24 protein-coding genes are annotated in these 22,835 nt (G+C 68.2%); 14 read left to right on the plus strand and 10 right to left on the minus strand.

What is annotated here, in order from left to right:
- Nucleotides 1–71: 71 nt before the first annotated feature.
- From GGD88_RS01175 to GGD88_RS01220, 10 genes are all read right to left on the minus strand, one after another.
- Nucleotides 72–296 carry a hypothetical protein gene (locus tag GGD88_RS01175; protein WP_184431015.1) on the minus strand — a complete coding sequence of 75 codons (225 nt, stop codon included), beginning with the start codon at nt 294–296 and terminating at the stop codon, nt 72–74.
- A complete protein-coding gene (locus GGD88_RS01180) occupies nt 293–1,006 on the minus strand; it encodes a DUF3102 domain-containing protein (protein WP_184431016.1) in 714 nt (237 codons plus the stop codon). The genes GGD88_RS01175 and GGD88_RS01180 overlap by 4 nt, the downstream gene beginning before the upstream one ends.
- A 203-nt stretch (nt 1,007–1,209) precedes the next feature.
- Nucleotides 1,210–2,616: a hypothetical protein gene (locus GGD88_RS01185; RefSeq protein ID WP_184431017.1), complete on the minus strand. Its 1,407-nt coding sequence runs from the start codon at nt 2,614–2,616 to the stop codon at nt 1,210–1,212.
- 85 nt (nt 2,617–2,701) lie between these two features.
- Nucleotides 2,702–2,956, minus strand: a complete 255-nt coding sequence (locus GGD88_RS01190; RefSeq protein ID WP_184431018.1) for a hypothetical protein — start codon at nt 2,954–2,956, stop codon at nt 2,702–2,704.
- Between the two features lie 602 nt (nt 2,957–3,558).
- A complete protein-coding gene (locus GGD88_RS01195) occupies nt 3,559–3,921 on the minus strand; it encodes a hypothetical protein (RefSeq protein WP_184431019.1) in 363 nt (120 codons plus the stop codon).
- A 177-nt stretch (nt 3,922–4,098) separates the two neighbouring features.
- On the minus strand, nt 4,099–4,653 hold the full coding sequence (locus GGD88_RS01200) for a recombinase family protein (protein ID WP_184431020.1): 555 nt from the start codon (nt 4,651–4,653) through the stop codon (nt 4,099–4,101).
- Between the two features lie 160 nt (nt 4,654–4,813).
- Nucleotides 4,814–5,107, minus strand: coding sequence for an addiction module antidote protein (locus GGD88_RS01205; RefSeq protein WP_184431021.1), 294 nt, complete (start codon nt 5,105–5,107; stop codon nt 4,814–4,816).
- 3 nt (nt 5,108–5,110) lie between these two features.
- Nucleotides 5,111–5,425, minus strand: coding sequence for a type II toxin-antitoxin system RelE/ParE family toxin (locus GGD88_RS01210; RefSeq protein ID WP_184431022.1), 315 nt, complete (start codon nt 5,423–5,425; stop codon nt 5,111–5,113).
- A 780-nt stretch (nt 5,426–6,205) separates the two neighbouring features.
- The gene (locus GGD88_RS01215) at nt 6,206–6,550 is read right to left on the minus strand and encodes a tRNA-binding protein (protein WP_184431023.1); all 345 of its coding nucleotides are present in this window, start codon (nt 6,548–6,550) and stop codon (nt 6,206–6,208) included.
- A 135-nt stretch (nt 6,551–6,685) separates the two neighbouring features.
- Nucleotides 6,686–7,636 carry a glutathione S-transferase family protein gene (locus GGD88_RS01220; protein WP_184431024.1) on the minus strand — a complete coding sequence of 317 codons (951 nt, stop codon included), beginning with the start codon at nt 7,634–7,636 and terminating at the stop codon, nt 6,686–6,688.
- 246 nt (nt 7,637–7,882) lie between these two features.
- On the opposite strand from GGD88_RS01220, the gene GGD88_RS01225 reads away from it, so the two are divergent.
- From GGD88_RS01225 to GGD88_RS01290, 14 genes are all read left to right on the plus strand, one after another.
- The gene (locus GGD88_RS01225; RefSeq protein WP_184431025.1) at nt 7,883–8,977 is read left to right on the plus strand and encodes a helix-turn-helix domain-containing protein; all 1,095 of its coding nucleotides are present in this window, start codon (nt 7,883–7,885) and stop codon (nt 8,975–8,977) included.
- 182 nt (nt 8,978–9,159) lie between these two features.
- A complete protein-coding gene (locus tag GGD88_RS01230; protein ID WP_184431026.1) occupies nt 9,160–10,065 on the plus strand; it encodes a hypothetical protein in 906 nt (301 codons plus the stop codon).
- A gap of 258 nt (nt 10,066–10,323) precedes the next feature.
- Nucleotides 10,324–10,932 carry a hypothetical protein gene (locus GGD88_RS01235; protein ID WP_184431027.1) on the plus strand — a complete coding sequence of 203 codons (609 nt, stop codon included), beginning with the start codon at nt 10,324–10,326 and terminating at the stop codon, nt 10,930–10,932.
- A 90-nt stretch (nt 10,933–11,022) separates the two neighbouring features.
- Nucleotides 11,023–11,583 (plus strand): EndoU domain-containing protein, encoded by a 561-nt coding sequence (locus tag GGD88_RS01240; RefSeq protein ID WP_184431028.1) that lies wholly within the window; start codon nt 11,023–11,025, stop codon nt 11,581–11,583.
- A gap of 702 nt (nt 11,584–12,285) precedes the next feature.
- Nucleotides 12,286–13,545: a group II intron reverse transcriptase/maturase gene (gene ltrA, locus GGD88_RS01245; RefSeq protein ID WP_246423491.1), complete on the plus strand. Its 1,260-nt coding sequence runs from the start codon at nt 12,286–12,288 to the stop codon at nt 13,543–13,545.
- Nucleotides 13,546–13,667: 122 nt separating this feature from the next.
- Nucleotides 13,668–13,961: a hypothetical protein gene (locus GGD88_RS01250; protein ID WP_184431030.1), complete on the plus strand. Its 294-nt coding sequence runs from the start codon at nt 13,668–13,670 to the stop codon at nt 13,959–13,961.
- A gap of 160 nt (nt 13,962–14,121) precedes the next feature.
- On the plus strand, nt 14,122–14,922 hold the full coding sequence (locus tag GGD88_RS01255) for a DeoR/GlpR family DNA-binding transcription regulator (RefSeq protein WP_184431031.1): 801 nt from the start codon (nt 14,122–14,124) through the stop codon (nt 14,920–14,922).
- On the plus strand, nt 14,912–16,519 hold the full coding sequence (locus GGD88_RS01260) for a glycerol-3-phosphate dehydrogenase (protein ID WP_184431032.1): 1,608 nt from the start codon (nt 14,912–14,914) through the stop codon (nt 16,517–16,519). The genes GGD88_RS01255 and GGD88_RS01260 overlap by 11 nt, the downstream gene beginning before the upstream one ends.
- Before the next feature lie 60 nt (nt 16,520–16,579).
- On the plus strand, nt 16,580–17,671 hold the full coding sequence (locus GGD88_RS01265) for an ABC transporter ATP-binding protein (RefSeq protein ID WP_184431033.1): 1,092 nt from the start codon (nt 16,580–16,582) through the stop codon (nt 17,669–17,671).
- Between the two features lie 32 nt (nt 17,672–17,703).
- On the plus strand, nt 17,704–18,795 hold the full coding sequence (locus tag GGD88_RS01270) for an ABC transporter ATP-binding protein (protein ID WP_184431034.1): 1,092 nt from the start codon (nt 17,704–17,706) through the stop codon (nt 18,793–18,795).
- A gap of 3 nt (nt 18,796–18,798) precedes the next feature.
- Nucleotides 18,799–19,683, plus strand: coding sequence for a carbohydrate ABC transporter permease (locus GGD88_RS01275; protein WP_184431035.1), 885 nt, complete (start codon nt 18,799–18,801; stop codon nt 19,681–19,683).
- A gap of 13 nt (nt 19,684–19,696) precedes the next feature.
- Nucleotides 19,697–20,599: a carbohydrate ABC transporter permease gene (locus GGD88_RS01280; protein ID WP_246423492.1), complete on the plus strand. Its 903-nt coding sequence runs from the start codon at nt 19,697–19,699 to the stop codon at nt 20,597–20,599.
- Nucleotides 20,600–20,625: 26 nt separating this feature from the next.
- Nucleotides 20,626–20,907 (plus strand): DUF2160 domain-containing protein, encoded by a 282-nt coding sequence (locus tag GGD88_RS01285; protein ID WP_184431036.1) that lies wholly within the window; start codon nt 20,626–20,628, stop codon nt 20,905–20,907.
- A 103-nt stretch (nt 20,908–21,010) separates the two neighbouring features.
- Nucleotides 21,011–22,732, plus strand: coding sequence for an ABC transporter substrate-binding protein (locus tag GGD88_RS01290; RefSeq protein ID WP_184431037.1), 1,722 nt, complete (start codon nt 21,011–21,013; stop codon nt 22,730–22,732).
- Nucleotides 22,733–22,835: the final 103 nt, after the last annotated feature.

The following is a 22,835-nucleotide window of genomic DNA, read 5'->3' on the forward strand; positions in this document are numbered from 1 at the left end:
GGCCCGATGTCTATGGCAGACACCAGTGACCCCCCGGGAACGACACCAAGCGGCATCGCCGATGGCGACCGTCAGCAGGCCAGCGCCTTCAGGACACCGTGGACGGACGACGCTGTCCTCCCGGTTGTTGGGTTCGGAAACAGGGGCTGGCGGAAGTGGGCGAGGCGCTGTTCGATGGTGCGCGCCAGGGTGTTGGAGAAGTCGGAGAGGAAGCCCGCAGCTTCCGCCTTCCGCTTGATGTCCAGAAGCGACTGGTATTCGCTCATGGAGATTTCGATCTTGTTCGCGTGGGTCATTTCGTTTCACCAAGTTTCGTGATGAGGTCCGCAATCACGGCAAGCAGTTGCTTGCGTGTGAACTTGCTGAACTTCCGTTCAAGCTCGTTGATGAGTGCGTTCATGCCCCGCTCGTGCGGGGTGGTGGGCTCAGGCGTGGGGTTCACCTGTTCGGCCTTCTCGACCACCTGTTCGCCGGTCATGCCGAACTGCTTGGCGAAGGTGTCCAGCTTGGTCTGGGCCACGGCGGCTTCATGCTCGGTGCCACGGGTGGACATGGCATGGAGCTTCTGGGCGTACTCAGCGTCCGCCTGGGTGAAGGGCTGGGTGGCCGGGGTGGGCTTGGGCTTGTCCTTGATGTCCAGGAACTGGCGGATGGACACGTCCGCGAGGTCCGAAAAACACCCCGCGGGGTGTTTTTGAAAACGCTTGGCCACCTGCATGTAACGGAGGGCGCTCGTGTAGCTGCACCGGCAGTGCGCCTCGATCCACGCCTGGAACTGGCCGTGGGGGATTTCGCCGGTGCGCTTACCCTCCTCCTTCGCCTCCAGCAGCTTCTCACCGGCCCTCTTGGCGGCCAGCAGCATCCCCTTGGCGTGGTCCTGGACCTCCTGGTGTGCGTCGTTGATCTCCCAGGCCAGGGCCGTCAGGGGCGGGACGGTCAGGGCGGTGGTCTTCAGGTGTTCCAGCGAAGCGTTGATGGTGTCCAGTGAAGCGGTGGTGTGGGTCATGGTCGGTTTCCTTGGTTGACTGGCCGGGCGGTGCCCGTGCCGATGACGGTGTTGGAAGACAGGGCCAGCGCCCCGGGGGTGGTCCAGCGGAGCGGCGAAGCCGTGGCCTCCACCACCGCCGATCAGGGCGCTGTTGACCTCAAGACAGCCTCCCCCCTCCCTTTACGGCAGGGGTCTGTAAGCTGTTGAAAGTGAATGGAAAATCAGGCCGCTGAGGAAGCTGGCGTCCTCACCCCGCCGTCCAGGCGCTCCAGAAGCTCCGGGATGGTGTCGGTCTCCAGCCATGCCTTCAGCAGGGAGCGCATCCGTTCGGACGGGATGAACACCGTCATGGACGGGCCATCCTTCACCCGGATGCACCCCCGCCACAGCCACTGGAGCATTTCCGACAAGGCGAACAGGTCGGCGGAATGATCCTGGCCCTTGTCCTGGATGTAGCGGGTCAGCACCGGGTTCGGGAACCTGTTGGCGAGGTAGATCATGGTGGTCTTGTGGCACCAGTCATTGGACGCCCGGGCATTGACCGGGATGAAGCAATCGGGGTCGCTGAACCCTCGTCCGGTCAGGCGTTCCCTGAACTCCTTGAAGGTCGTCCAGGCCACGTCCTTCGCCGGGGCCTTGGCGTCCCGTTCGATGAAGAACCTGACGCTGTTCGCCACCGTCTTCATCTTCTCGGGCGACATGCCGCTCAGGTGGGCCACGGTGAACTTCTGACTGCCCCGCTTGGCACCCTTCGGCCTGAAGGCACCGATTGCGTTCTTCGGCCCCTCGTAGATGGTCAGCCGCTGGCGGATCACCGCCTTGATGGCCCCTTCGTTCACCTCCTCCCGTGGCCGTAGGGTGCCGTCCCGGTCGATCCCCAGGACGTGATAGGGGTAGTCATTGGCCCGGAAGTAGGCCGACAGGGTGGAGCCCTCGAAAAGGTAGGTCAGGATGGTGATTTCCCGGAAGGCGTCCAGGGCCGCCTTGGGGAACTCCCAGACCAGGAACTTCCCTTCCACCAGGAACAGGGAGCCGGTGCGGGCCAGCCGCTGAACATCCTCGAAGCGGTGACCCTGGTGGTCACCATAAATCCACCGGACGGCCCCGGTGTCCGGGTCCACCACGATCCAGCGTTCCCGAAGCAGGTGGTCGATCTCCTTGGTGGTCAGGGTGCGGTGAAGGTCGATGCCCTCCAGGGCCTCGTCCACCACCAGCCTGTAGCCATGATCCCGGATGGCCTGGATGCCCTCGTCCGACAGGAAGGGCAGCAGGGCATGGGTGGTGGCGATGTTCTGGCCGTCCTTCAACAGGGCCTCGAAGTGTAGCCACTTCGGGCGACCGTCGATGGACCGGGGGTCTTGGAAGTCCAGGTCGGGGCAGGCATCCTTGGCCCGCTGGACCTCATCCAGGAACGGGGTGACGTAGATGAACCGGGGGGCAGGAACGGGGCCGTTGTCGTTGGACGCTTCGCTGGACGCTTCGCTGGCGTAGTCGTCCCAGGTGGGGTTGGAAAGCCGCGAAGCGGCCTGGGTGTGGGCCGCCACGGTCTTCTTCATGGACGCATGAGCGAAGGTGGTCTTCCCCGCGCCCATGATGGCGTCGATCACGGTGATGGTCGGAGTGGTCATGGTGGTGGTGATCCGGTTGGTGTGGGCAAAGAAAAACCCCCAGACCCGGGTGGGGACTGAGGGCGATGACAGGGGACGGTGGCCCCTACGGATGACAGGGGCGAAGATCGGGGTGGAGCGGAAGGGTTCCCCGGCCAGCGGAGCGGCGGACCTCGGAGGCCAGGAGGTTCAGGGCGATGGAGTAGACCAGGGCCTGGGACGGGCTGATGCCCTTCTCGGTCTCATAGGCCCGGGTGATGCTGTCCAACACCCGGCGATCAGCGGGGGTGATGCCGAAGGTGTTGCGGGTGATCCCAGGGGTGGGCTTGAGGTAGACCTTGGTCGCTTCGCTGGTGGGCATGGCGGCAGGTTCCTTGTTGAGAATGGTTGTCATTTAAGGGGGCGATGGTGGTGCTGGGGTGGTGCTGTCACCTTCGGAAAAGGACCGATACACCCACCCTGAGGCCCGCCCTTCTGCAAATGAGACTGGCTTGCAATTGGTGTGAACGCAGTGGCTGGACAGTGATCCGAAGGTGGCATCATCTTCCAAGGGGAAGGGGTAACCTCAGGGACACTGGCCCGAATGTCGCACCATCTTCCTAGAGTGAGGGGTAATAGATATGGTAGCCTCCACCCCCTCCACCCCACAACACCTAGACCACCTCATTCCTGCCCGTTTCCGGGCCACTGAGGGGCCTTCTCTCTCCGGGCTATGATGACACCAGGAAAGCGGAGAAGGCCACTCCTGGGGCTTCCTAGCGGGACACGGAGTCCGAAGGTCGCACCATTCTTCTAGAGTGGGCTTTAATTGGATCGGCCATCCACCACCCCACCCACCCCCGTCCCGCTCGGGGATGATCTTGATGGACTGCGGGCCGCCAGCCGAAGGGGTGACCGTTTCGTTCACCCCCTTGCTCCACCGGCCGTAAGGACCCGGTATTTCCCCGGCCCCGGCTCCGAACGTCAAAGGTCGCGTTTCGCGACGTTAGGATTACCCCGGTGTTTCCCCGGGGAAATACGGTGACGTGCCGGACCTAACCCGTCATTTCGACGGGTTTGCCGTCCCGCCTGGGTGATGATGAAGAGGGCCTGCTTGCGGTTCAGGTAGTAGGCGTCAACGAAGTGAGTGGCACCGTTTGACCGGAGTTGCGCCACACGGTGTGGCGCAAGGTATCCCAGGCTGGACAGGTGGGAGATATAACGCTCGATGATCTGGCGGATCGCACGGGGCCGCTCATACCCCAGCTTGACCGCAAGGTCGGTGTCCAGGATGCGGGGTTCGCCATTGATGGGGGTGATGGTCAACGCAGTGGCTTGGTCGTTCATGGTTCCGGTTTCCTGTTTGTCAGGGGCGCATCAGAATGCGGCAATGCGGCGAAGCCGCTAGGGAAGCCGCTAGGGTGGCGCTCGGTGACCGGATGCTGTCGTTCGACCCCCAGAACCACGAAGGGGGCAGCCGACAATTCGGCCACCCCCTCCAGTTCCTTGCCCGCTTGATGAACGTCAGTCTTGTGCCACCTCCCCCAGAACCCGATAGACCGAAGACCGGGCGATCCCCAGTTCCTTGGCAATGGCACTGGGAGAAAGCCCCCGGTCCTGGTGCATCGCCTTCACCTGGGCAACATCAATGCTGGGCTTCCGGCCCCGATAGACGCCCCTGTTCTTCGCCTTCGCAATCCCTTCCCTCTGCCGCTCCTTGATGATGGCCCGCTCGAACTGGGCCACGGCCCCGATCACCTGAAGCTGAAGGGTCTGGAACGGATTGTCCTCTCCGGTGAACGTCAGGCGCTCCTTGTGGAACACCACGGACACGCCCTTGCCGGTGAAGGTCTGCAACAGGGACAGCAGGTCCCCCAGGTCGCGGGCCAGCCGGTCGATGGAGTGGACGTGCACGGTGTCCCCCTCCCGGACGTACTCAAGGAGGGCATGCAGGGCCGGTCTGTCCTTGCTGCCCCCGCTGGCCTTGTCGGTGAAGGTCTTCGCGACCGTCACGCCCTCCAACTGCCGGTCGGTGTTCTGGTCCACGGTGGACACCCGGATGTAGCCAACGTCCGTCATGATCGCCCCCTTTGCGTCCGAATAGGGTCTAGACCACGGACCTTACCCCGTCCGAAAACCCAAAAGCAACCCAAATCGGACACGGAAACCCTAGGGTCAGGTGTCCGATGAAAGTGACCGACTGGGGTACACCCCATTCGGACGCACGCGGACCATCGGATCAGGCCGGATGCAGCGGCTTCGCCTCCAGCCGCACGCCGAGGGCATGGGCGACCTTGACCACGGTCTCGAAGCGCGGCTTGGCCCCCGGGGACAGCGCCTTGTACAGGCTTTCCCGGCCCAGCCCGGTGTCGCGGGCCAGTTGCGCCATGCCCCGGGCGCGGGCCACGTCCTTCACGGCGGCCAGGAAGGTGTCCGGGTCGGGGTCTTCGAGGGCAGCGGTCAAATACGCGGCGATGGACTCGTCATCGGTCAGATAGTCGGCCGCGTCGAAGGGGGCGGTCTTGATCGTCATCGCTTACTCCTCGCCCGGAAGGGCCTCGTCCAGATGGGCGGCCATGTCCTGGGCGCGCTTGATGTCCCGCGCCTGGGATGACTTATCGCCCCCGCACAACAGCACGTAAACGACGCTGCCTTGGCGGGTGAAATAGACGCGGTAGCCGGGGCCGACGTCGATGCGCATCTCCGACACCTTGCCGCCGACCGACTTGCAGTCGCCGAAATGGCCGCGTTCAGCCGACCGGACGCGGACCAGGATGCGGGCCTTGGCCGTGTGGTCCTTCAGGCCCGCCAGCCATGCGTCGAAGACGTCCGTGCGGAGGATCGTGTACATGGCCCGCAGTGTATCCGCCTAGATACAAGCCTGCAATGACGATCCATCCCGGCGGTGGCCCAGAGGGGGCAGAGGGGGGACACGGGTGGTGCCGAGTCTTCGATGGGCGCTCGGATTTTTGCACTGGATAAAACGGGCATTCGGGGTCACCATGAGCGCGATGGTTCCGTTTGACCGTGGCCGTCAGGCCACACGGCCGAGAGCCCAAAACCTTACTACATCGCTTTACTACAGAATGGCGCTAACTCATTGTTTTTACTATGCATCGCCTGTTGCCGATGCCCTCTCACGGCGGCAACAGGGGTTCGAATCCCCTAGGGGACGCCAATGCCGAGCAAATCGGCGACAAGAAAAGAGCCGCCTCCGGGCGGCTTTTTTGTCGTCTTGCACGCAAGATCTGCGGAACGGCGCCGCCCGAACGGCGCCGGATGACGCGGGCGCCTGACCTTAGAGCCGATTGTTCGAAATCGGAACCGCAGATGCGGTCCGGTTTCGAACGTGAATCGGCTCTACATTATTGATTTTAGAGCAGAGTCACGCGCCAAAATGGGATCGCGGCACGATTCCGTTTTGGCGCGATCTGCTCTAAGTCACGATGGGCCGGGGTCGTCCGGTCCGCTGCCGCCGCCGCGGAGTGCCGGCCGACCGACGACAGCGGCGCGCCTTTCGGTCTGTCGCGCGGCGACCTCGGGGCGCCGTGCCGGCATCGGGGCGCAACCCCCGTCACCTCTTGCGCGCCCTCGACCGCGCCAGCGATCCCCGGATAGGGCGGGACCGCGGTCAGTGCATGCGCCCGCCCAGGGGAACCGCGTGGTCGGGGCCGAGCAGCACCACCCGGCCCTCGGCGTCGGGCAGCCCGAGCACCAGGCATTCGCTCATGAACCGGCCGATCTGCTTGGCCGGAAAGTTGACGACGGCGATCACCTGGCGGCCCACCAGCGTCTCCGGGGTGTAGTGGTCGGTGACCTGGGCCGAAGTCTTGCGCTCGCCGATGTCCGGTCCGAAGTCGATGCGCATCTTGAACGCGGGCTTGCGGGCCTCGGGGAAGGGCTCGGCGGCGACGATACGGCCGACGCGGATGTCCACCTTCAGGAAGTCGTCGAAACCGATGGTCGTCTCGCTCATCGCCGGGGCACCCTGTCTGTTGCCTGTTGCCTGTTGCCTGTTGCCTGTTGCCTGTTGCCTGTTGCCTGTTGCCTGTTGCCTGATCCTGGGTCTGTCTGGCGCGGGCGTACAGACAAGCAGCGCGGGCGGCGGGCGTCAAGCCGCCCGCAGGCGGTCGCGACCATGGGGTGTCGCGTAGTCCACCGCGGGGCCCACGGGCACGATGCCGGTCGGGTTGATGCGGCGGTGACTGGCGTAGTAGTGCCGCTTGATCTGATCGAGGTCGACCGTCGCGGCCACCCCCGGCACCTGGTACAGCTCACGGACGTAGCCGGCGAGGTTCGGGTAGTCCTCGACGCGCCGGACATTGCACTTGAAGTGGCCGTGATAGACGGCGTCGAAGCGGATCAGGGTGGTGAAGGCGCGCCAGTCGGCCTCGGTGATCGCGCCGTCCACCAGGTAGCGCTGGTGCGCCAGCCGTGCCTCCATGGCGTCGAGGGTCTCGAATACGGCGGCCACGGCCTCTTCGTAGGCCGCCTGGGTGGTGGCGAACCCGGCCTTGTAGACCCCGTTGTTCAGGGTGTCGTAGAGCTTGGCGTTCATGCGGTCGATCTCGGCCCGCAGCGGCGCCGGGTACAGGTCCGGCCCCGAGGCCAGGGCGCCGAAGCCGTGGTTCAGCATGCGGATGATGTCGGCGCTTTCGTTGCTGACGATGGTGCCGGTCCGGGTGTCCCATAGCACCGGCACCGTCACCCGGCCGGTGTAGTCCGGACGCGCCCGGGTATAGATCTCGTGCAGGGCGCGGGCGCCGTTGATGGGGTCGGCGCCCTCGGGCAGCGTCCATCCGCTCTCCCCCATCAACGGGTCGACCACCGAGACGCCCACCGCGTCCGTCAGTCCCTTGAGCCGGCGCACGATTAGCGTGCGATGCGCCCACGGGCAGGCCAGCGAGACGTAGAGGTGATAACGACCGGCCGCCGCCGGGTAAGGGGTGGACCCGTCCGCGCTGATCCAGTCGCGGAAGGTGCTGGCCTGGCGTTCGAAACGGCCGCCGCGGCCGGCGGTCTCGTCGTCGCGGTGCCAGACGCCGTCGATCAGCAGACCCATGCATCCCTCCGTGTGCCGCATCCATGTCGGTGGTCTCGTCACACATGAGGGCAGGGCGGCGGCGATGCCAGGGCGCGGGGTGCGGCCGGGGAGTGGGGCTCTGTCCCGCCGGCCAACCGGTCGGGCGCGCGCACCGGTGTTTGGTCGCGAACTCGCGCAAAAGACACGTTTTCGGGCGATCTTCCCTAGATGAGGTCACGAGGCCGCGCGCACACTGAACCCTCCTACAACCAAGGAGGGAATATTATGACTGATTCGGCGTTAGCGAGCCGACCCGATGGCGCCCCGGAGCCCGGCGCGGCGGTCCCCGCCTTCCGCTTTTCCACCGCCGAGGCGCCCCGGTCCGAACGGGTCGCGGCGTGGCGTCAGGCCATCGGGCCGCTCTTCGATATGGATATTTGCGATCTAACCGAAAACAGAGCCTTTGCCGCCACGTTTACGGCCTACCACTTCGGGGGTTTCCTGCTCTGCCACAGCCGCGTCGACGGCGGACGCTATACCCGGTCCGAGACGCGCATCCAAAGCGACGACCTGGACCATCTGTTGATCCACCTCGTGCTCGGCGGCGCCGTCGTCGCCGTTCGGCCCGGCGCGGCGATCGGCCTGCGGGCCATGGATATCGGCATCCTCGACCTGGCGGCCCCCGCCGCCCTCCAGATCCGGTGTGACGAGGCCATCAGCCTGATCCTGCCGCGCGTCGCGGTGCCGGCGGCGGAGCGACAGCCTGGGAGCCTGCACGGACGGGTGCTGGACCGGCGCACCGCGACCGGCGCGATCCTGGCGCGCCAGATGGTCGCCCTGACGATCGAGGCGCCGCGCCTGCGGCTGCCCGAGGCGGTGCCGCTCGGCGTCGCCGCCGCCGGTGTGGTCGCCACCTGCCTCGGACTGGCGACCGCCGGCGTGGCGCTCCCGCCGGTGTCGGTGCGGCGCGACCTGGGGCGTCAGGTGCGCGCCTACATCGAAGACCATCTGGAGGCGCCCGAGCTGACGCCGGCCACCATCATGCGCGACCTGAATCTGTCGCGCAGTCAGCTCTACCGCCAGTTCGAGCCCTGGGGCGGGGTGCGGGCCTACATCCGCCGCCGGCGGCTGTGGCGCTGCCTGATGGCGCTCAGCCATCCGGTCTCGGCGGACCGGCGCATTGGCGACATCGCCTACGAACACGGATTCACGGACCTGGAGCATTTCAGCCGGCTCTTCCGCCAGGCGTTCGGCCTGTCGCCCAGGGCGGCGCGGGCGGCCGCCCGGCGCGGCGACGCCAGCGCGCTGGCGGCCCTGGCGCCCGGACCGGAGGACGGCGGCACCCTGGCGCGCTGGATCCGGACCCTGGCGGTCGGCTAAAGCCAGACGCGCATTTTGATTGGGATGCGTGTCCAGGTTTCCGGGACGCTGGCCCCCGGACTCGGCGTGTCGGATCCGGTTAGCATCCAAGGGTAAGGCAAGGCTGTCGACCCCGCGGCCCGCCGCGCGCGCTGGCCCCGGGCCCCGCACGACGCAAGGACACATGCGCAAGGACACATGCCATGGCGCCGACAGACTCCCTCTCTCCGCCGACCGGCGACACGCCCTCCGGCCCGCCCGCCAACGGCCCGCCCGCGTCCCGCGAGGCGAAGGCAAGCAGCCCCGGCCCCGGACCCGGCCCCGCCGCGAAGGCCGCCGCCGACGACACCGGCAGCCCCGGTGGCGCCGGCAGCGGCGGTACGCGCCCCGCCGGGGCCACCGGGGCCGCGCCCCCCACCCAAGGTTCGGCCCAGGGTTCGGCCCAAGGTGCGGCCCAAGGTTCGACCCAGGGTGCAACCGAGGGCGCAACCAAGGGCACGACCTACACCCTGAAAGCCATCAACCGGTCCACCGTCAGCGGCGCGCAATACTTCAACGTCTATCCGCCGGCGCTGACCGTGTCCCCGCCGCAGCCGCAGACCGTCATCCCTCTGGTGTCGGCCGCGACCGTGAGCGGCGGCAAGGACGGCGGCCAGGAGTCCGCCACGCTGAGCTGGGCGGGAGGGGCCGACGCCCTGGTGCTGATCGCCGTCGCCCCCGGACAGACCCCCGACGGCGCGGTCCGTCTGGACGTGACGCCTGGCAGCACGGTTGCCGTCGCCTGGAAGGACAACGCCTTCACCCTGACCGAGACCGGCCAGGGCAACGGGTCCGGCATCACCGTCACGTTTGGTCCCGATGTGCCGGGGTCGTCCCGTGTGGGGTTGATCGTGGGGCCCGGGACCATCCTCGTCTCGGTGCCGGTGAGCGGCGCGACCCTGATCATGACGCCGGACCTGAGCACGACCGTGGGGGTCGTGTTCGGCACCCCGGACCGGCCGGGCGGCGAGCAGGTCCGCGACGTCAGCCCCAAGGTCAGCGTCGAGTTCAAGACCACCCACGCGACCATCGTCGTCGGCCCGGACAACCTCATCACACAGAACCCATGAGGGGGGACGGCCGCCCCGCCGGGGCGGCCGCGGCCTTCGTGACCCCATCCCGCCGGTCCTTCGATGGCGTGCGGTGACACCCCCGGTGTGTCCGCACGGGCCTTGCGGCCCGGTCGGAGGGCGGGATCCCGGTCGGCGGCGCCTCGGCCCAGGCCGCCGCCGACCGACTCCAGACCCGCGCCGGGCGCGCGGGCCAACCCTGGATCGCGCCTCGGACCCGATGCGGGGCCGATCCGTTCACTCCAGAGGAACACGACCATGACACAGTACGCGCTGACCTGCGTCAACAACTCCGACCTGCACGGCAGCTTCGCGGTGTTCCAGAAGCCGCCGCCCTCGACCGTCCCGGGCAACGTCTTCTCGCTGGCCTGGTTTGCCCGCCCGACGGCGCCCAACACCCAGGTGACGTTCACCTGGTCGGTCAACTACAACTTTGTGTGGTCTGAGACCGGCGTGCTCAAGCCTGGCATCAACTTCGATGCCTCGCAGGTGCTCAGCGCCGACCCCTATGGCCAGAACCTGGTCCAGCTCGGCGTGGACGAGTACGGCGCCACCTGCTTCTCCAACCCCAGCGGCAACGGCGCCGTGGGCTCGCTGACCATCCAGCAGCTTGCCAACGTGGCCCCCAACCGCACGTCGGTGGGCGTCGGCATGTCCGGGGCCGGCACCTACGTGCTGCAGGCGGCGCCCAACATGACGGCCGTCTTCACCCCCCACCCGAACTACTGGGTGCTGTTCGGCAACTACAAGACCGGCGACGTCATGGACATGGAGGACGTCACCGGGGCGGTCGAGGTCACCTACGGCGGCGCCCTGACCAAGCGCACCGCCACCCTGGCCCTGGACAATCTCATATCCGTGTCCTGACCGGCGCCGGACGCCGCCGGTCCCGGATCGCCCGCCAGGGCGGGGGCCGGCGGCACCCGACGCGCCGTCTTCGCCCAAGGAGGCCCCATCATGACCATCCATGCTTCTCTTGCCCGCCGCGGCCTGGGCGCCGTGGTTGCCGGTGCGACCCTGCTGGCCCTGGCCGTCGCGGCTGCGCCGGCGTCCGCCCAGGTGGCGTGCAACCCGCTGCCCGGTCCCCAGGGCGCCAACCCGTCCGTCGACGCCGCCCACATCTTCTGCGGCGAGATCAACGCCGGCGGCCATGCCGTCGGCTTCCACAGCCGGCCCGGCGGTCAGAATCCGGTGACCGTCAATCACACCAACAACACCCAGGCGACGGGGACCCCCGGGGTCTACAATATCCGGCAGTTCAACATCTTCCCGCCGGGCCAGCCGCAGAACGCGCGCGTGAAGGCGGTCTCGACCATGTTCCCGGACCACTGTTCGCAGGCCAACGTCCTCGCGGCCATCCGCAACGCGCAGGCGAACCCCGCGGGGGCGCAGCCCCAGGGCGGGTTCCGGGGTCCGTCGGGCAACAGCTGCCAGGACACCAACGGGAACGATTTCACGATCCAGGGCTTCTATGCCCCGAACAACCCGAACCTGATCCGGACCGCGTATCCGAACTGATCGCTTCGGCGTGATCCGCTGCCGTGATCCGAGTCCTCCCTGAGCCTCCGGCAGGGCCGACACACCATCGGTCCTGCCGCCTTTTCGGTGCGCCAGGCATGGCGCGTAGCGCCGTGACTGGCGCCGCCGGGACCGCTGTGGTGGCGGTTCGGGCGACTTGGGGGTGGAAGTCCCCTGCGGACCCTGGTGACGGGAACCGCTAGCCGAACAGCAAGGGCGTCGCCGCGAGGCGGGGTCTGAAGGAAGCTGTAAGCAAAGTCCTGGCCCGACGAACAGGAACCGCATACGAGGCGCCGAGACCCTGGGCGAGGGGGCCAGAAGACCCGAAGCCCGATGTCACCCGGAGGGTCTGGGCGTAGATGCGGCGGGTATGTGGGACGAAGGTCGCGCGTCTTACCCTGGGAGGCCTGCCGTTCCGCCCCTGATTTCAGGTGTGCACCCGGCGCCGAGAGGCGTCGGCATGGGGCGGCAGGAGTCAGCAGAGGCCATAGGAGCCGGTTTGACCAGCCGGCAAAGGGCCGAACATGAAGACCCGGAACGGAGCCCCGGACCTCGATGACCCCTGAAGACACAGCAACGCGGGCCGGGATGCCCGCCTCCCACCCGGAGGGTAGCGGCCGGAAGCCGCGAGAGCATGGGCCGGGTGTGTCGGGGGTTGCGGCGGCCCGGGGGGGCTCCCGACCGGACGCGGAGTCCGGGCTGATGGACGCGGTTGTCAGCCGGGAGAACATGTGGGCGGCCTACCGGAGGGTGGTCTCCAACAAGGGCGCGGCGGGCGTGGATGGCATGACCGTCGCGGACCTGGGAGAGCACCTGAAGGCCCATTGGCCGGCCCTCAAGGAAGACCTGCTGGCCGGCCGCTACCAGCCGGCGGCGGTGCGCAAGGTGGAGATCCCGAAGCCGAACGGCGGCGGGATGCGCCTCCTGGGCATCCCGACGGTGGTCGACCGGCTGATCCAGCAGGCGCTGCATCAGGTGCTGATGCCGCTGTTCGATCCGGAGTTCTCGGAGTCGTCGTTCGGGTTCCGGCCCGGGCGGAGCGCCCATCAGGCCCTTGTGGCGGCCCGTGGCCATGTGGCGGCGGGCCGGCGCTGGGTGGTGGACATGGACCTGGAGAAGTTCTTTGACCGGGTGAACCATGACGTGCTGATGGCACGGGTGGCGCGCAAGGTCACTGACACGCGGGTTCTGGCCCTGATCGGCCGATACCTGCGGGCCGGATTGATGGACGGCGGGGTGGTCTCGCAGCGGACGGAGGGCACGCCCCAGGGTGGCCCGCTGTCGCCGCTGCTGTCGAACATCCTGCTGGACGAGCTGGACACGGAGTTGGAGCGGCGCGGCCACGCCTTCGTCCGCTATGCCGACGACTGCAACATCTATGTGCGGTCGCGGGCGGCGGGCGAACGGGTGCTGGTCTCGCTGACCCGGTTCCTGTCCCGGCGGCTGAGGCTGACGGTCAACGCGGCGAAGAGCGCCGTGGACCGTCCGTGGAAGCGGACCTTCCTGGGCTACACCATGACCCATCACCACGCCCCGCGCCTCAAAGTGGCGGGGGCGTCGGTGAAACGGCTCAAGGCCGCGCTCAGGGACGTATTCCGGCAAGGCCGGGGGCGGTCCATCGGCCGGCTCATCGACGAGCTGACCCCGAAACTGCGCGGCTGGATGGCCTACTTCCGGCTGGCGCAGGTGAAGGGCATTTTCGAGGAGCTGGACCAGTGGCTGCGCCGAAAACTGCGCGTCGTGCTCTGGCGCCAGTGGAAACGGCCACGCACCCGCGCCCACAAACTGATGCAACGCGGACTGGCACCCGACCGGGCATGGCAATCGGCCATGAACGGGCGTGGCCCCTGGTGGAACGCCGGGGCCCGCCACATGAACCAGGCGGTGCCGACGTCCGACTTCCGCTCTTTCGGCCTGATCCCGCTCATCGACCACTGGCACCGTTTCCAGCGGTCTCCATGAACCGCCGTGTACGGAACCGTACGCACGGTGGTGTGGGAGGAGGGGAACCGAGAGGCCCCCTCCTACCCGATCCGATGCCCCATCCCCGCGCCGCCATGACATGACATGAAAGGATCCCGCGCATGGCCCCCGAGACCGACGAGTCCCACCGCGACGTGATGGCCCGCCTGGCCCAGTTCCTGACCGACGAGGTGAAGGGACGCGACTACGCCGATCTCCTCGCCACCCGGGCGGCGGCCGCCCAGCAGGGATGGGCGGCGCCGGGGGCCAGCGGCAACGCCTACTACGTAGGGTTCGGCCCCGAGGCGGTCGTGATCGAGCACCACTACGTCAAGGACTGGCCGCCGCTGTCCGTGCCGGTCGATCGCTTCATCGCGGCCGTGCGGGCCTGGCGCGAGACCCTGACCCACGACTAGCCCGGTCGGGCCGCCCGGCGGGTTTCGACCCTGAGGGCATATCTTTCGCTTTTCCGCAGTGCAGCAATTAAAACGAAGCGCGCCGTTTTCGTTTTCCGTTGACAGGCGCGCCCGTCCGGGCCACCGTTTGCGGGTCCCTGGGGCCGCAGAGGGCTAAAGGATGAGCACCGCCCAGTCCCGCAAACGGCTGATCCTGGAGTTGGCGCGCGAGCACGGCCGCGTGACCGTGGAGGATCTGGCGGCGCGTCTGACGGTCTCGCCGCAGACCATCCGCAAGGATCTGAACGACCTGTGCGACAGCGACCAGCTCGTGCGCACCCACGGCGGCGCGCTGTTGCGCACCGGCAAGGCCAACGTCGGCTACGACGCGCGCCGGCTGATCGCGGCCGAGGCCAAGGACAGCATCGGCGTGCGCACCGCCCGCCTGATCCCGGACAACAGCTCGCTGTTCATCAACATCGGCACCACCACCGAAGCGGTGGCGCGGGCGCTGGTGGATCGCACCGACCTGCTGGTCATCACCAACAACCTCAACGTCGCCACCATCCTGCGCCCGGCGCGCGGACTGGAAGTGGTGATCGTCGGCGGCGTGGTGCGCCACAGCGACGGCGGCATCGTCGGCGAGGCGGCGCTGGACATGATCGCCCAGTTCAAGGTCGACACGGCGATCATCGGCACCTCGGCGATCGACGCAGACGGGACGCTGCTGGACTACGACTATCGCGAGGTGCGGGTCACCCAGGCCATCCTGGAGAACGCGCGCCGGCGTATCCTGGTGGCCGACTCGTCGAAGGTTTCGCGCCGTGCGCCGGTGCGAATCGCGCACCTGAGCCAACTCGACGCCTTCGTCACCGACGGCCTCCAGGACCCGGAGCTGCGTCGCCTGTGCGCCGAGGCTGGCACCGAGATCCACGAGACCGCCGGCGGCCGTGCCGGCGGGGAGCAGAGCGATGCCGCCTGAGACCGCCCCCATATCAACCGCCGGGCCGACCGCCGGGCCGTCCACCCCCGCGCGGCCGGACGGCAGCGCGACCGCGCCCTTCGACCTCGCCATCGTCGGCGGCGGTATCAACGGCTGCGGCATCGCCCGCGACGCCGCCGGGCGCGGGTTGTCCGTGTTCCTGTGCGACAAGGGTGACCTGGCCGGCGGCACCAGTTCGGCCAGCACCAAGCTGATCCACGGCGGGCTGCGGTACCTGGAGTATTACGAGTTCCGGCTGGTGCGGGAGGCGCTGAAGGAGCGCGAAGTCCTGCTGCGTGCGGCCCCGCACATCATCTGGCCCCTGCGGTTCGTGCTGCCGCACCATCGCGGGCTGCGGCCGTTCTGGCTGCTGCGCCTGGGCCTGTTCCTGTACGACCACCTGGGCGGACGCCGGCTGCTGCCGGGTACCACCGTGCTGGACCTGCACAACGACCCGCGCGGCGCGTCCCTGCGCGATGACTACGTGCGTGCCTTCGAGTACTCCGACTGCTGGGTTGAGGACTCGCGCCTCGTCACCGTGAATGCGCTCGATGCCGTCGAGCACGGCGCCGTGGTGCGCCCGCGCACCCGCTGCGTCTCCGCCGAACGCGCCGGCGGCCTGTGGCGGGTCACCCTGCGCCCGGCCGACGACGACGGCGGGCGGCCCGAGACCGTGCACGCGCGCACCCTGGTCAACGCCGCCGGCCCGTGGGTCACCACGGTGCTGTCAGAGGCGGTGCGCGCCAACAGCGTCGAGCGGGTGCGGCTGGTCAAGGGGAGCCACATCGTCACCCGCAAGCTGTACGATCACGATCGCTGCTACATTTTCCAGAACAGCGACGGCCGCATCATGTTCGCCATCCCCTACGAGCGCGATTTCACCCTGATCGGCACCACCGACCTGGATTTCGAGGGCGATCCCACCGACGTGGCCATCGACGAGGCCGAGGTGTCGTACCTGATGACCGAGGCGGCGGAATACCTGCGCACCCCGATCCGGCGCGAGGACGTGTGCTGGACCTATGCCGGCGTGCGCCCGCTGTACGACGACGGCGCCGGCCAAGCGCAGCAGGCGACCCGGGACTACGTGCTGACCACGGACGGCGACGGCCGCGAGCGGCCGCTGCTGCTCTCGGTGTTCGGCGGCAAGATCACCACCTATCGCCGCCTGGCCGAGGCCGCGCTGGAGAAGCTGCGCCCGGCGCTGCCGTTCATGGGGCCGGCGTGGACCCGCGAGCGTGCCTTGCCCGGCGGCAATTTCCCAGTGGACGGCTTCGAGACTCTGGTTGCACAACTGCGCTGGGCCTACCCGTTCCTGGAGTCCGCCCATGCCCGCCGGCTGGCGCGGCTGTACGGCACCCGGGCGCGCGAGCTGCTGGGCACGGCGCGGTCGCGCCGCGACCTGGGGCGGCCTTTCGGCGCCGACCTCTATGAACGCGAGGTGGACTATCTGATGCGACGGGAATTCGCCCGCACCGCCGACGACGTGCTGTGGCGGCGGACCAAGCTGGGTCTGCGCCTGAGTGCCGCCGAGGCCGCCGACCTGGCGGCCTGGATGGCGGACAACGGGGCCCGCATGGCCCCACCCGCGGCCTGAGGGCCGCCCCCCGAGACCGCCCGAGAAGAGGCGGCTCGACCGGATGAGGATACGGACCGGATGCTGACCCTGGACGCGGTGAGCAGTGTCGTCGACGGCGAGACCCATATCGCCGATGTCTCGATGACCCTGGAGCACGGCACGCTCAACATCCTGCTGGGGCCGACCCTGTCGGGCAAGACCAGCCTCATGCGCCTGATGGCCGGCCTGGACGCGCCCACCGATGGGCGCCTGCTGTTCGACGGCCACGACGTCACCGGGGTGCCGGTGCGCCAGCGCAATGTCGCCATGGTCTATCAGCAGTTCATCAACTACCCGACCCTCAGCGTTTACGAGAACATCGCCTCGCCGCTGCGGGTGGCGCGCCTGCCGAAGCCGGAGATCGACCGCAAGGTGCGCGACGCCGCCGGCCTGCTGCGCCTGGAGGGCATGCTGGACCGCACACCCCTGGAGCTGTCGGGCGGCCAGCAGCAGCGCACCGCGCTGGCCCGCGCGCTGGTCAAGCAGGCGGATCTGGTGCTGCTGGACGAGCCGCTGGCCAACCTGGACTACAAGCTGCGCGAGGAATTGCGCGCCGAGCTGCCGCGCATCTTCGCCGCCAGCGGCGCCATCCTGGTCTACGCCACCACCGAGCCGGAGGAGGCGCTGCTGCTGGGCGGCAACACCGCCACCCTGCACCAGGGCCGGGTGACCCAGATGGGGCCGACGCTGGAGGTCTACCGCCGCCCGGTCAACCTCATCACCGCCCGCACCTTCAGCGATCCGCCGCTGAACATTCTTCCGGTTGCCAAGCACGGCCCGACCGTCAGCGCCGACGACGGCACCGTGGTGCCGCTGGGCGAGCGCATCGCCGGCCTGCCCGACGGCCGTTTCACCCTGGGCTTCCGGCCGCACGAACTGTCGCTGCGCCCGAGCGACGCCGCCACCGGGGTGCTGAGCACGCCCGGCCGGGTGGCGGTGACCGAGATCACCGGCTCGGAGAGCTTCGTGCACGTGGAGGCGCTGGGCCAGCGTTGGGTGGCGCTGGACCACGGCATCCACGAGGTCTCGCCCGGGCAGACCGTGACCGTCCACCTGGACACCCGGCGCTGCATGGTGTTCGACGCCGACGAGCGGCTGGCCGCCGAACCGATCGTCGCGGCAGCGGCCTGAGCGACAGCATTCGAAAGGGAGGCGGCGCCCCCATGGCCCGGATCGACCTGCGCACCCTGGCCCACTCCTACCGGCCCAACCCGGCCGGGCGGGCGGACTACGCGCTCAAGCCCATGGACATGACCTGGCGCGACGGCGGCGCCTACGCCCTGCTCGGCCCCTCGGGCTGCGGCAAGACCACGCTGCTCAACATCATCTCCGGCCTGCTGGTGCCGTCGCAGGGCCAGGTCCTGTTCGACGACGAGGACGTCACCGCCGTCATCCCCGAGGATCGCAACATCGCCCAGGTGTTCCAGTTCCCGGTGATCTACGACACCATGACGGTGCGCCAGAACCTGGAGTTCCCGTTGCGCAACCGGCGCGTGCCGGAGCCGGAGATCGCCGCCCGCGTGGCCGAGATCGCCGAGGCCCTGCACATGACCGAGGACCTGCCGCGCAAGGCCCGCGGCCTGACCGCCGACGCCAAGCAGAAGATCTCGCTGGGCCGCGGCCTGGTGCGCCAGGACACCGCCGCCATCCTGTTCGACGAGCCGCTGACGGTGATCGACCCGCACCTGAAGTGGCAGCTCCGCTCGCAGCTCAAGGCGCTGCACCGGCGCTACGACTTCACCATGATCTACGTCACCCACGACCAGACCGAGGCGCTGACCTTCGCCGACAGCGTGGTGGTGATGCACGACGGCGAGGTGGTGCAGGTCGGCACGCCGGAAGAACTGTTCGAGCGCCCGGCGCATACCTTCGTCGGCTACTTCATCGGCTCGCCCGGGATGAACGTGTTGCCCTGCACCGTCGACGGCCGCACCGCCCGCGTCGGGGCCAGCGAGATCGCCCTGGCCCGGGCCTACGCGCCCCGCAACGGCAAGGTGGAACTGGGCGTGCGCCCCGAGTTCGTGCGCGTCGCCCCGGCCGGCGCCGGCGCCGAGTCAGGGGGCGTGCCGGTCCGGGTGACCGGGGTCGAGGACGTGGGCCGCTACCGCATCGCCCGGCTGCGCCTGGAGGGCCACCCGATGGCCGCGATCCTGCCGGACGACGCCCGCATCGACGGCGACACCGCCGCGGTGTCGTTCGACCCGGCGCACGTCAACGTCTACGTCGACGACCACCGCGTCGAGGGGGAGGCCTGAGCCATGCAGACCCGGCCCGTCAACCAGAAGGCCTGGTTCCTGGTGCTGCCGGTGGTGGTGCTGGTGGCGTTCAGCGCCATCATCCCGCTGATGACGGTGGTGAACTACTCGGTCCAGGACACCTTCGGCAACAACCAGTTCTTCTGGGTCGGCCTGGAGTGGTTCGACGACATCATCCACTCCGAACGCTTCCATGACGCCTTCCTGCGCCAGATCCTGTTCTCGGCCCTGATCCTGGCGATCCAGGTCCCGTTGGGGATCGTGGTCGCGCTGTGCATGCCCAAGAGCCGGTTCTGGACCGCCGTCGTGCTGGTGCTGATGGCGCTGCCGCTGCTGATCCCTTGGAACGTGGTCGGCACCATCTGGCAGATCTTCGGGCGCGTCGACATCGGGCTGCTGGGCAAGACGCTGTTCAGCCTGGGCATCGACTACAACTACACGCAGGACCCCATCGACGCCTGGGTCACCGTGGTGGTCATGGACGTGTGGCACTGGACCTCGCTGGTGGCGCTGCTGTGCTACGCCGGCCTGCAGTCGATCCCGGACGCCTACTATCAGGCCGCGCGCATCGACGGCGCCTCGCGCTGGGCCGTGTTCCGCCACATCCAGTTGCCCAAGATGAAACGGGTGCTGCTGATCGCGGTGCTGCTGCGCTTCATGGACAGCTTCATGATCTACACCGAGCCGTTCGTGGTGACCGGCGGCGGGCCGGGCAACTCCACCACCTTCCTGTCCATCGACCTGGTCAAGATGGCCATCGGCCAGTTCGACCTGGGCAAGGCGGCGGCCATGTCGATCATCTACTTCCTGACCATCCTGTTGCTGTCGTGGGTGTTCTACACCGTCATGACCAGCAGCGACGCCAGCGACCGCAAGCCGCGCGGCTGAGGGAGAGCGACCCATGCAACAGAGCGCGACCACGATGCGCGAGGGTGCGGCGGTCCCGCAGCGCGCGGCGACCGGCGGGACGGCGGGCGCGGTGCGCCGGCGCACGCGCGGCGGCGGGGTGCCGGTCAAGCCGCTGATCCTGACGCTGTACCTGGTCTTTCTGCTGCTGCCGATCTACTGGCTGGTCAGCATGTCGCTGAAGACCAACGAGGAGATCCTGTCGACCTTCGCCCTGTGGCCGCAGGACCTGACGTTCGCGAACTACGCCGAGATCCTGTCCGACCCGGCGTGGTACATGGGCTACGTCAACTCCACCATCTACGTGGTCCTCAACACCGTCATCTCGGTCAGCGTGGCGCTGCCGGCGGCCTATGCCTTCTCGCGCTACCGTTTTCTCGGCGACAAGCACCTATTCTTCTGGCTGCTGACCAACCGCATGGCGCCGCCGGCGGTGTTCGCGCTGCCGTTCTTCCAGCTCTACTCGTCCATCGGGCTGTTCGACACCCACATCGCGGTCGCGCTGGCGCACTGCCTGTTCAACGTGCCGCTGGCGGTGTGGATCCTGGAGGGCTTCATGTCGGGCGTGCCGCGCGAGATCGACGAGACCGCCTACATCGACGGCTACAGCTTCCCGCGCTTTTTCACCCGCATCTTCATGCCGCTGATCGCGCCCGGGATCGGGGTCGCCGCCTTCTTCTGCTTCATGTTCTCGTGGGTCGAGCTGTTGCTGGCGCGCACCCTGACCAGTGTGGACGCCAAGCCGATCGCGGCCACCATGACCCGCACGGTCTCCGCCTCCGGCCTCGACTGGGGCGTGCTGGCGGCGGCGGGGGCACTGACCATCGTGCCGGGCGCGCTCGTCATCTACTTCGTGCGCAACTACATCGCCAAGGGCTTCGCCCTCGGCCGGGTGTGACCTGAACCGAACCGGGAGCCTTGCCGATGAGCCCCCTCGCCTGGATGGCCTGGACCTGGCCCACCGCCCTGTTCTTCATCGCCATCGCGCTGATCCTGGTGAGCTTCACGCTGTTGCAGCAGGTGCGGCCGACGGTGCCCCGGGTGGGCATCCTGGGCATTGAGACCACGCGCGGCGACCGCGTGTTCATCAGCCTGCTGGGCAGCGCCTTCATCAACCTGGGCTGGCTGGCCGTCCTCGGCCCGCCGCTCTGGGGGGCGCTGGTGCTGTGCCTCGTCTACGCCGCCTGCGTGTTCCGCTGGGTGTAGGCGGGCGGTCCCCGAAGGATCCGGCCGGCACGCCGCGGCCCGGCCGGATCCGCCCGGTGTCCCATGCCGCGGCCACGGAGCATACAAGGGAGGACCTGTCCTGATGAGACGGACAACCATGGTGGCGGCGACGTCGATCGTCGCGCTGCTGGCCGCCGGCCCGGCCTGGGCCGACATGGCGGCGGCCGAGAAGTGGATCACCGAGGAGTTCCAGCCGTCGACGCTCTCCCAGGAGGAGCAGATGGCGGAGATGGAATGGTTCATCCAGGCCGCCGAGCCGTTCCGCGGCATGGAGATCAACGTGGTCTCCGAGACCATCACCACCCACGAATACGAGAGCAAGGTCCTGGCCCCGGCCTTCACCGAGATCACCGGCATTCAGGTGACGCACGACCTGATCGGCGAGGGCGACGTCATCGAGAAGCTGCAGACCCAAATGCAGTCGGGCCGCAACATCTATGACGCCTACATCAATGATTCCGATCTGATCGGCACCCACTTCCGCTACGACCAGGTGGTGCCGCTGTCCGACTGGATGGACGGCGAGGGCGCGGACGTGACCAACCCCGGCCTCGACATCGAGGACTTCATGGGGATCAGCTTCACGACCGGGCCGGACGGCAAGATCTACCAGCTCCCGGATCAGCAGTTCGCCAACCTGTACTGGTTCCGCTACGACTGGTTCACGAACCCGGAGCTGCAGGCCCAGTTCAAGGAGATGTACGGCTACGATCTGGGTGTGCCGGTCAACTGGTCGGCCTATGCGGATATCGCCGAGTTCTTCACCGAGCACGTCCAGGAGATCGACGGCGAGCGCGTCTACGGCCACATGGACTACGGCAAGAAGGACCCGTCCCTGGGCTGGCGCTTCACCGACGCGTGGCTGTCCATGGCCGGGGCCGGCGACAAGGGCATCCCCAACGGCCTGCCGGTGGACGAGTGGGGCATCCGGGTCGAGGACTGCAAGCCGGTCGGCTCCTCGGTCTCGCGCGGTGGGGCCACCAACGGCCCGGCGGCCGTGTTCGCGCTCACCAAGTACATCGACTGGCTGAAGGCCTACGCCCCGCCCGAGGCGGCCGGCATGACCTTCTCCGAGGCCGGTCCGGTGCCGGCGCAGGGCAACGTCGCCCAGCAGATCTTCTGGTACACCGCGTTCACCGCCGACATGGCCAAGGAGGGCATCCCGGTGGTGGACGAGAACGGCGAGCCCAAGTGGCGCATGGCGCCGTCGCCGCGCGGTCCGTACTGGGAGGAGGGCATGAAGCTGGGCTACCAGGACGCCGGTTCGTGGACCCTGATGAAGTCCACCCCGGTGGACCGCCGCAAGGCGGCCTGGCTGTACGCTCAGTTCGTGGTCTCCAAGACCGTGTCGCTGAAGAAGACCCACGTTGGCCTGACGCCGATCCGGGACAGCGACATCCGCCACGAGTCGTTCACCGAGCGCGCCCCCATGCTGGGTGGCCTGGTCGAGTTCTACCGCAGCCCGGCCCGGGTGCAGTGGACGCCGACCGGCACCAACGTGCCCGACTACCCCAAGCTGGCCCAGCTCTGGTGGCAGAACGTGGCCGACGCGGTGACCGGCGCCAAGACCCCGCAGGAGGCCATGGACAGCCTGGCCGAGCAGCAGGACGAGGTGCTGCGCCGCCTGGAGCGCGCCGGCATCCAGGGCGAGTGCGGCCCCGAACTCAACGAGGAGCGCGATCCGGAGTACTGGCTGTCGCAGCCGGGCGCGCCCAAGGCCATGCTTGAGAACGAGAAGCCGCAGGGCATGACCGTGGACTACGACGAGCTGGTCAAGAGCTGGCAGGACGCCAACGCGAACTAGTGTTGTCCGGTTCGGCCCTGAAACGGACGTGTCCGTTTCAGGGCCGTCGGCGCGGGTCGCGGCATCGTCCATGTTGGGGTGAGGCCCCATGGGCCGAACCCCA

This window comes from Roseospira goensis (assembly GCF_014197795.1).
GTDB classification, from domain to species: domain Bacteria; phylum Pseudomonadota; class Alphaproteobacteria; order Rhodospirillales; family Rhodospirillaceae; genus Rhodospira; species Rhodospira goensis.

Excerpts from the sequence above, each read along its gene's own strand:
- GGD88_RS01230 (WP_184431026.1), top strand. The coding sequence starts at position 9,160 with ATGGCGCCGACAGACTCCCTCTCTCCGCCGACCGGCGACACGCCCTCC.
- GGD88_RS01175 (WP_184431015.1), bottom strand. The coding sequence starts at position 296 with ATGACCCACGCGAACAAGATCGAAATCTCCATGAGCGAATACCAGTCG.
- ltrA (WP_246423491.1), top strand. The coding sequence starts at position 12,286 with ATGGACGCGGTTGTCAGCCGGGAGAACATGTGGGCGGCCTACCGGAGG.
- GGD88_RS01185 (WP_184431017.1), bottom strand. The coding sequence starts at position 2,616 with ATGACCACTCCGACCATCACCGTGATCGACGCCATCATGGGCGCGGGG.
- GGD88_RS01205 (WP_184431021.1), bottom strand. The coding sequence starts at position 5,107 with ATGACGATCAAGACCGCCCCCTTCGACGCGGCCGACTATCTGACCGAT.
- GGD88_RS01290 (WP_184431037.1), top strand. The coding sequence starts at position 21,011 with ATGAGACGGACAACCATGGTGGCGGCGACGTCGATCGTCGCGCTGCTG.
- GGD88_RS01260 (WP_184431032.1), top strand. The coding sequence starts at position 14,912 with ATGCCGCCTGAGACCGCCCCCATATCAACCGCCGGGCCGACCGCCGGG.
- GGD88_RS01265 (WP_184431033.1), top strand. The coding sequence starts at position 16,580 with ATGCTGACCCTGGACGCGGTGAGCAGTGTCGTCGACGGCGAGACCCAT.
- GGD88_RS01210 (WP_184431022.1), bottom strand. The coding sequence starts at position 5,425 with ATGTACACGATCCTCCGCACGGACGTCTTCGACGCATGGCTGGCGGGC.
- GGD88_RS01250 (WP_184431030.1), top strand. The coding sequence starts at position 13,668 with ATGGCCCCCGAGACCGACGAGTCCCACCGCGACGTGATGGCCCGCCTG.
- GGD88_RS01195 (WP_184431019.1), bottom strand. The coding sequence starts at position 3,921 with ATGAACGACCAAGCCACTGCGTTGACCATCACCCCCATCAATGGCGAA.
- GGD88_RS01235 (WP_184431027.1), top strand. The coding sequence starts at position 10,324 with ATGACACAGTACGCGCTGACCTGCGTCAACAACTCCGACCTGCACGGC.
- GGD88_RS01255 (WP_184431031.1), top strand. The coding sequence starts at position 14,122 with ATGAGCACCGCCCAGTCCCGCAAACGGCTGATCCTGGAGTTGGCGCGC.
- GGD88_RS01180 (WP_184431016.1), bottom strand. The coding sequence starts at position 1,006 with ATGACCCACACCACCGCTTCACTGGACACCATCAACGCTTCGCTGGAA.
- GGD88_RS01220 (WP_184431024.1), bottom strand. The coding sequence starts at position 7,636 with ATGGGTCTGCTGATCGACGGCGTCTGGCACCGCGACGACGAGACCGCC.
- GGD88_RS01240 (WP_184431028.1), top strand. The coding sequence starts at position 11,023 with ATGACCATCCATGCTTCTCTTGCCCGCCGCGGCCTGGGCGCCGTGGTT.
- GGD88_RS01215 (WP_184431023.1), bottom strand. The coding sequence starts at position 6,550 with ATGAGCGAGACGACCATCGGTTTCGACGACTTCCTGAAGGTGGACATC.
- GGD88_RS01280 (WP_246423492.1), top strand. The coding sequence starts at position 19,697 with ATGCAACAGAGCGCGACCACGATGCGCGAGGGTGCGGCGGTCCCGCAG.
- GGD88_RS01225 (WP_184431025.1), top strand. The coding sequence starts at position 7,883 with ATGACTGATTCGGCGTTAGCGAGCCGACCCGATGGCGCCCCGGAGCCC.
- GGD88_RS01270 (WP_184431034.1), top strand. The coding sequence starts at position 17,704 with ATGGCCCGGATCGACCTGCGCACCCTGGCCCACTCCTACCGGCCCAAC.
- GGD88_RS01285 (WP_184431036.1), top strand. The coding sequence starts at position 20,626 with ATGAGCCCCCTCGCCTGGATGGCCTGGACCTGGCCCACCGCCCTGTTC.
- GGD88_RS01190 (WP_184431018.1), bottom strand. The coding sequence starts at position 2,956 with ATGCCCACCAGCGAAGCGACCAAGGTCTACCTCAAGCCCACCCCTGGG.
- GGD88_RS01200 (WP_184431020.1), bottom strand. The coding sequence starts at position 4,653 with ATGACGGACGTTGGCTACATCCGGGTGTCCACCGTGGACCAGAACACC.
- GGD88_RS01275 (WP_184431035.1), top strand. The coding sequence starts at position 18,799 with ATGCAGACCCGGCCCGTCAACCAGAAGGCCTGGTTCCTGGTGCTGCCG.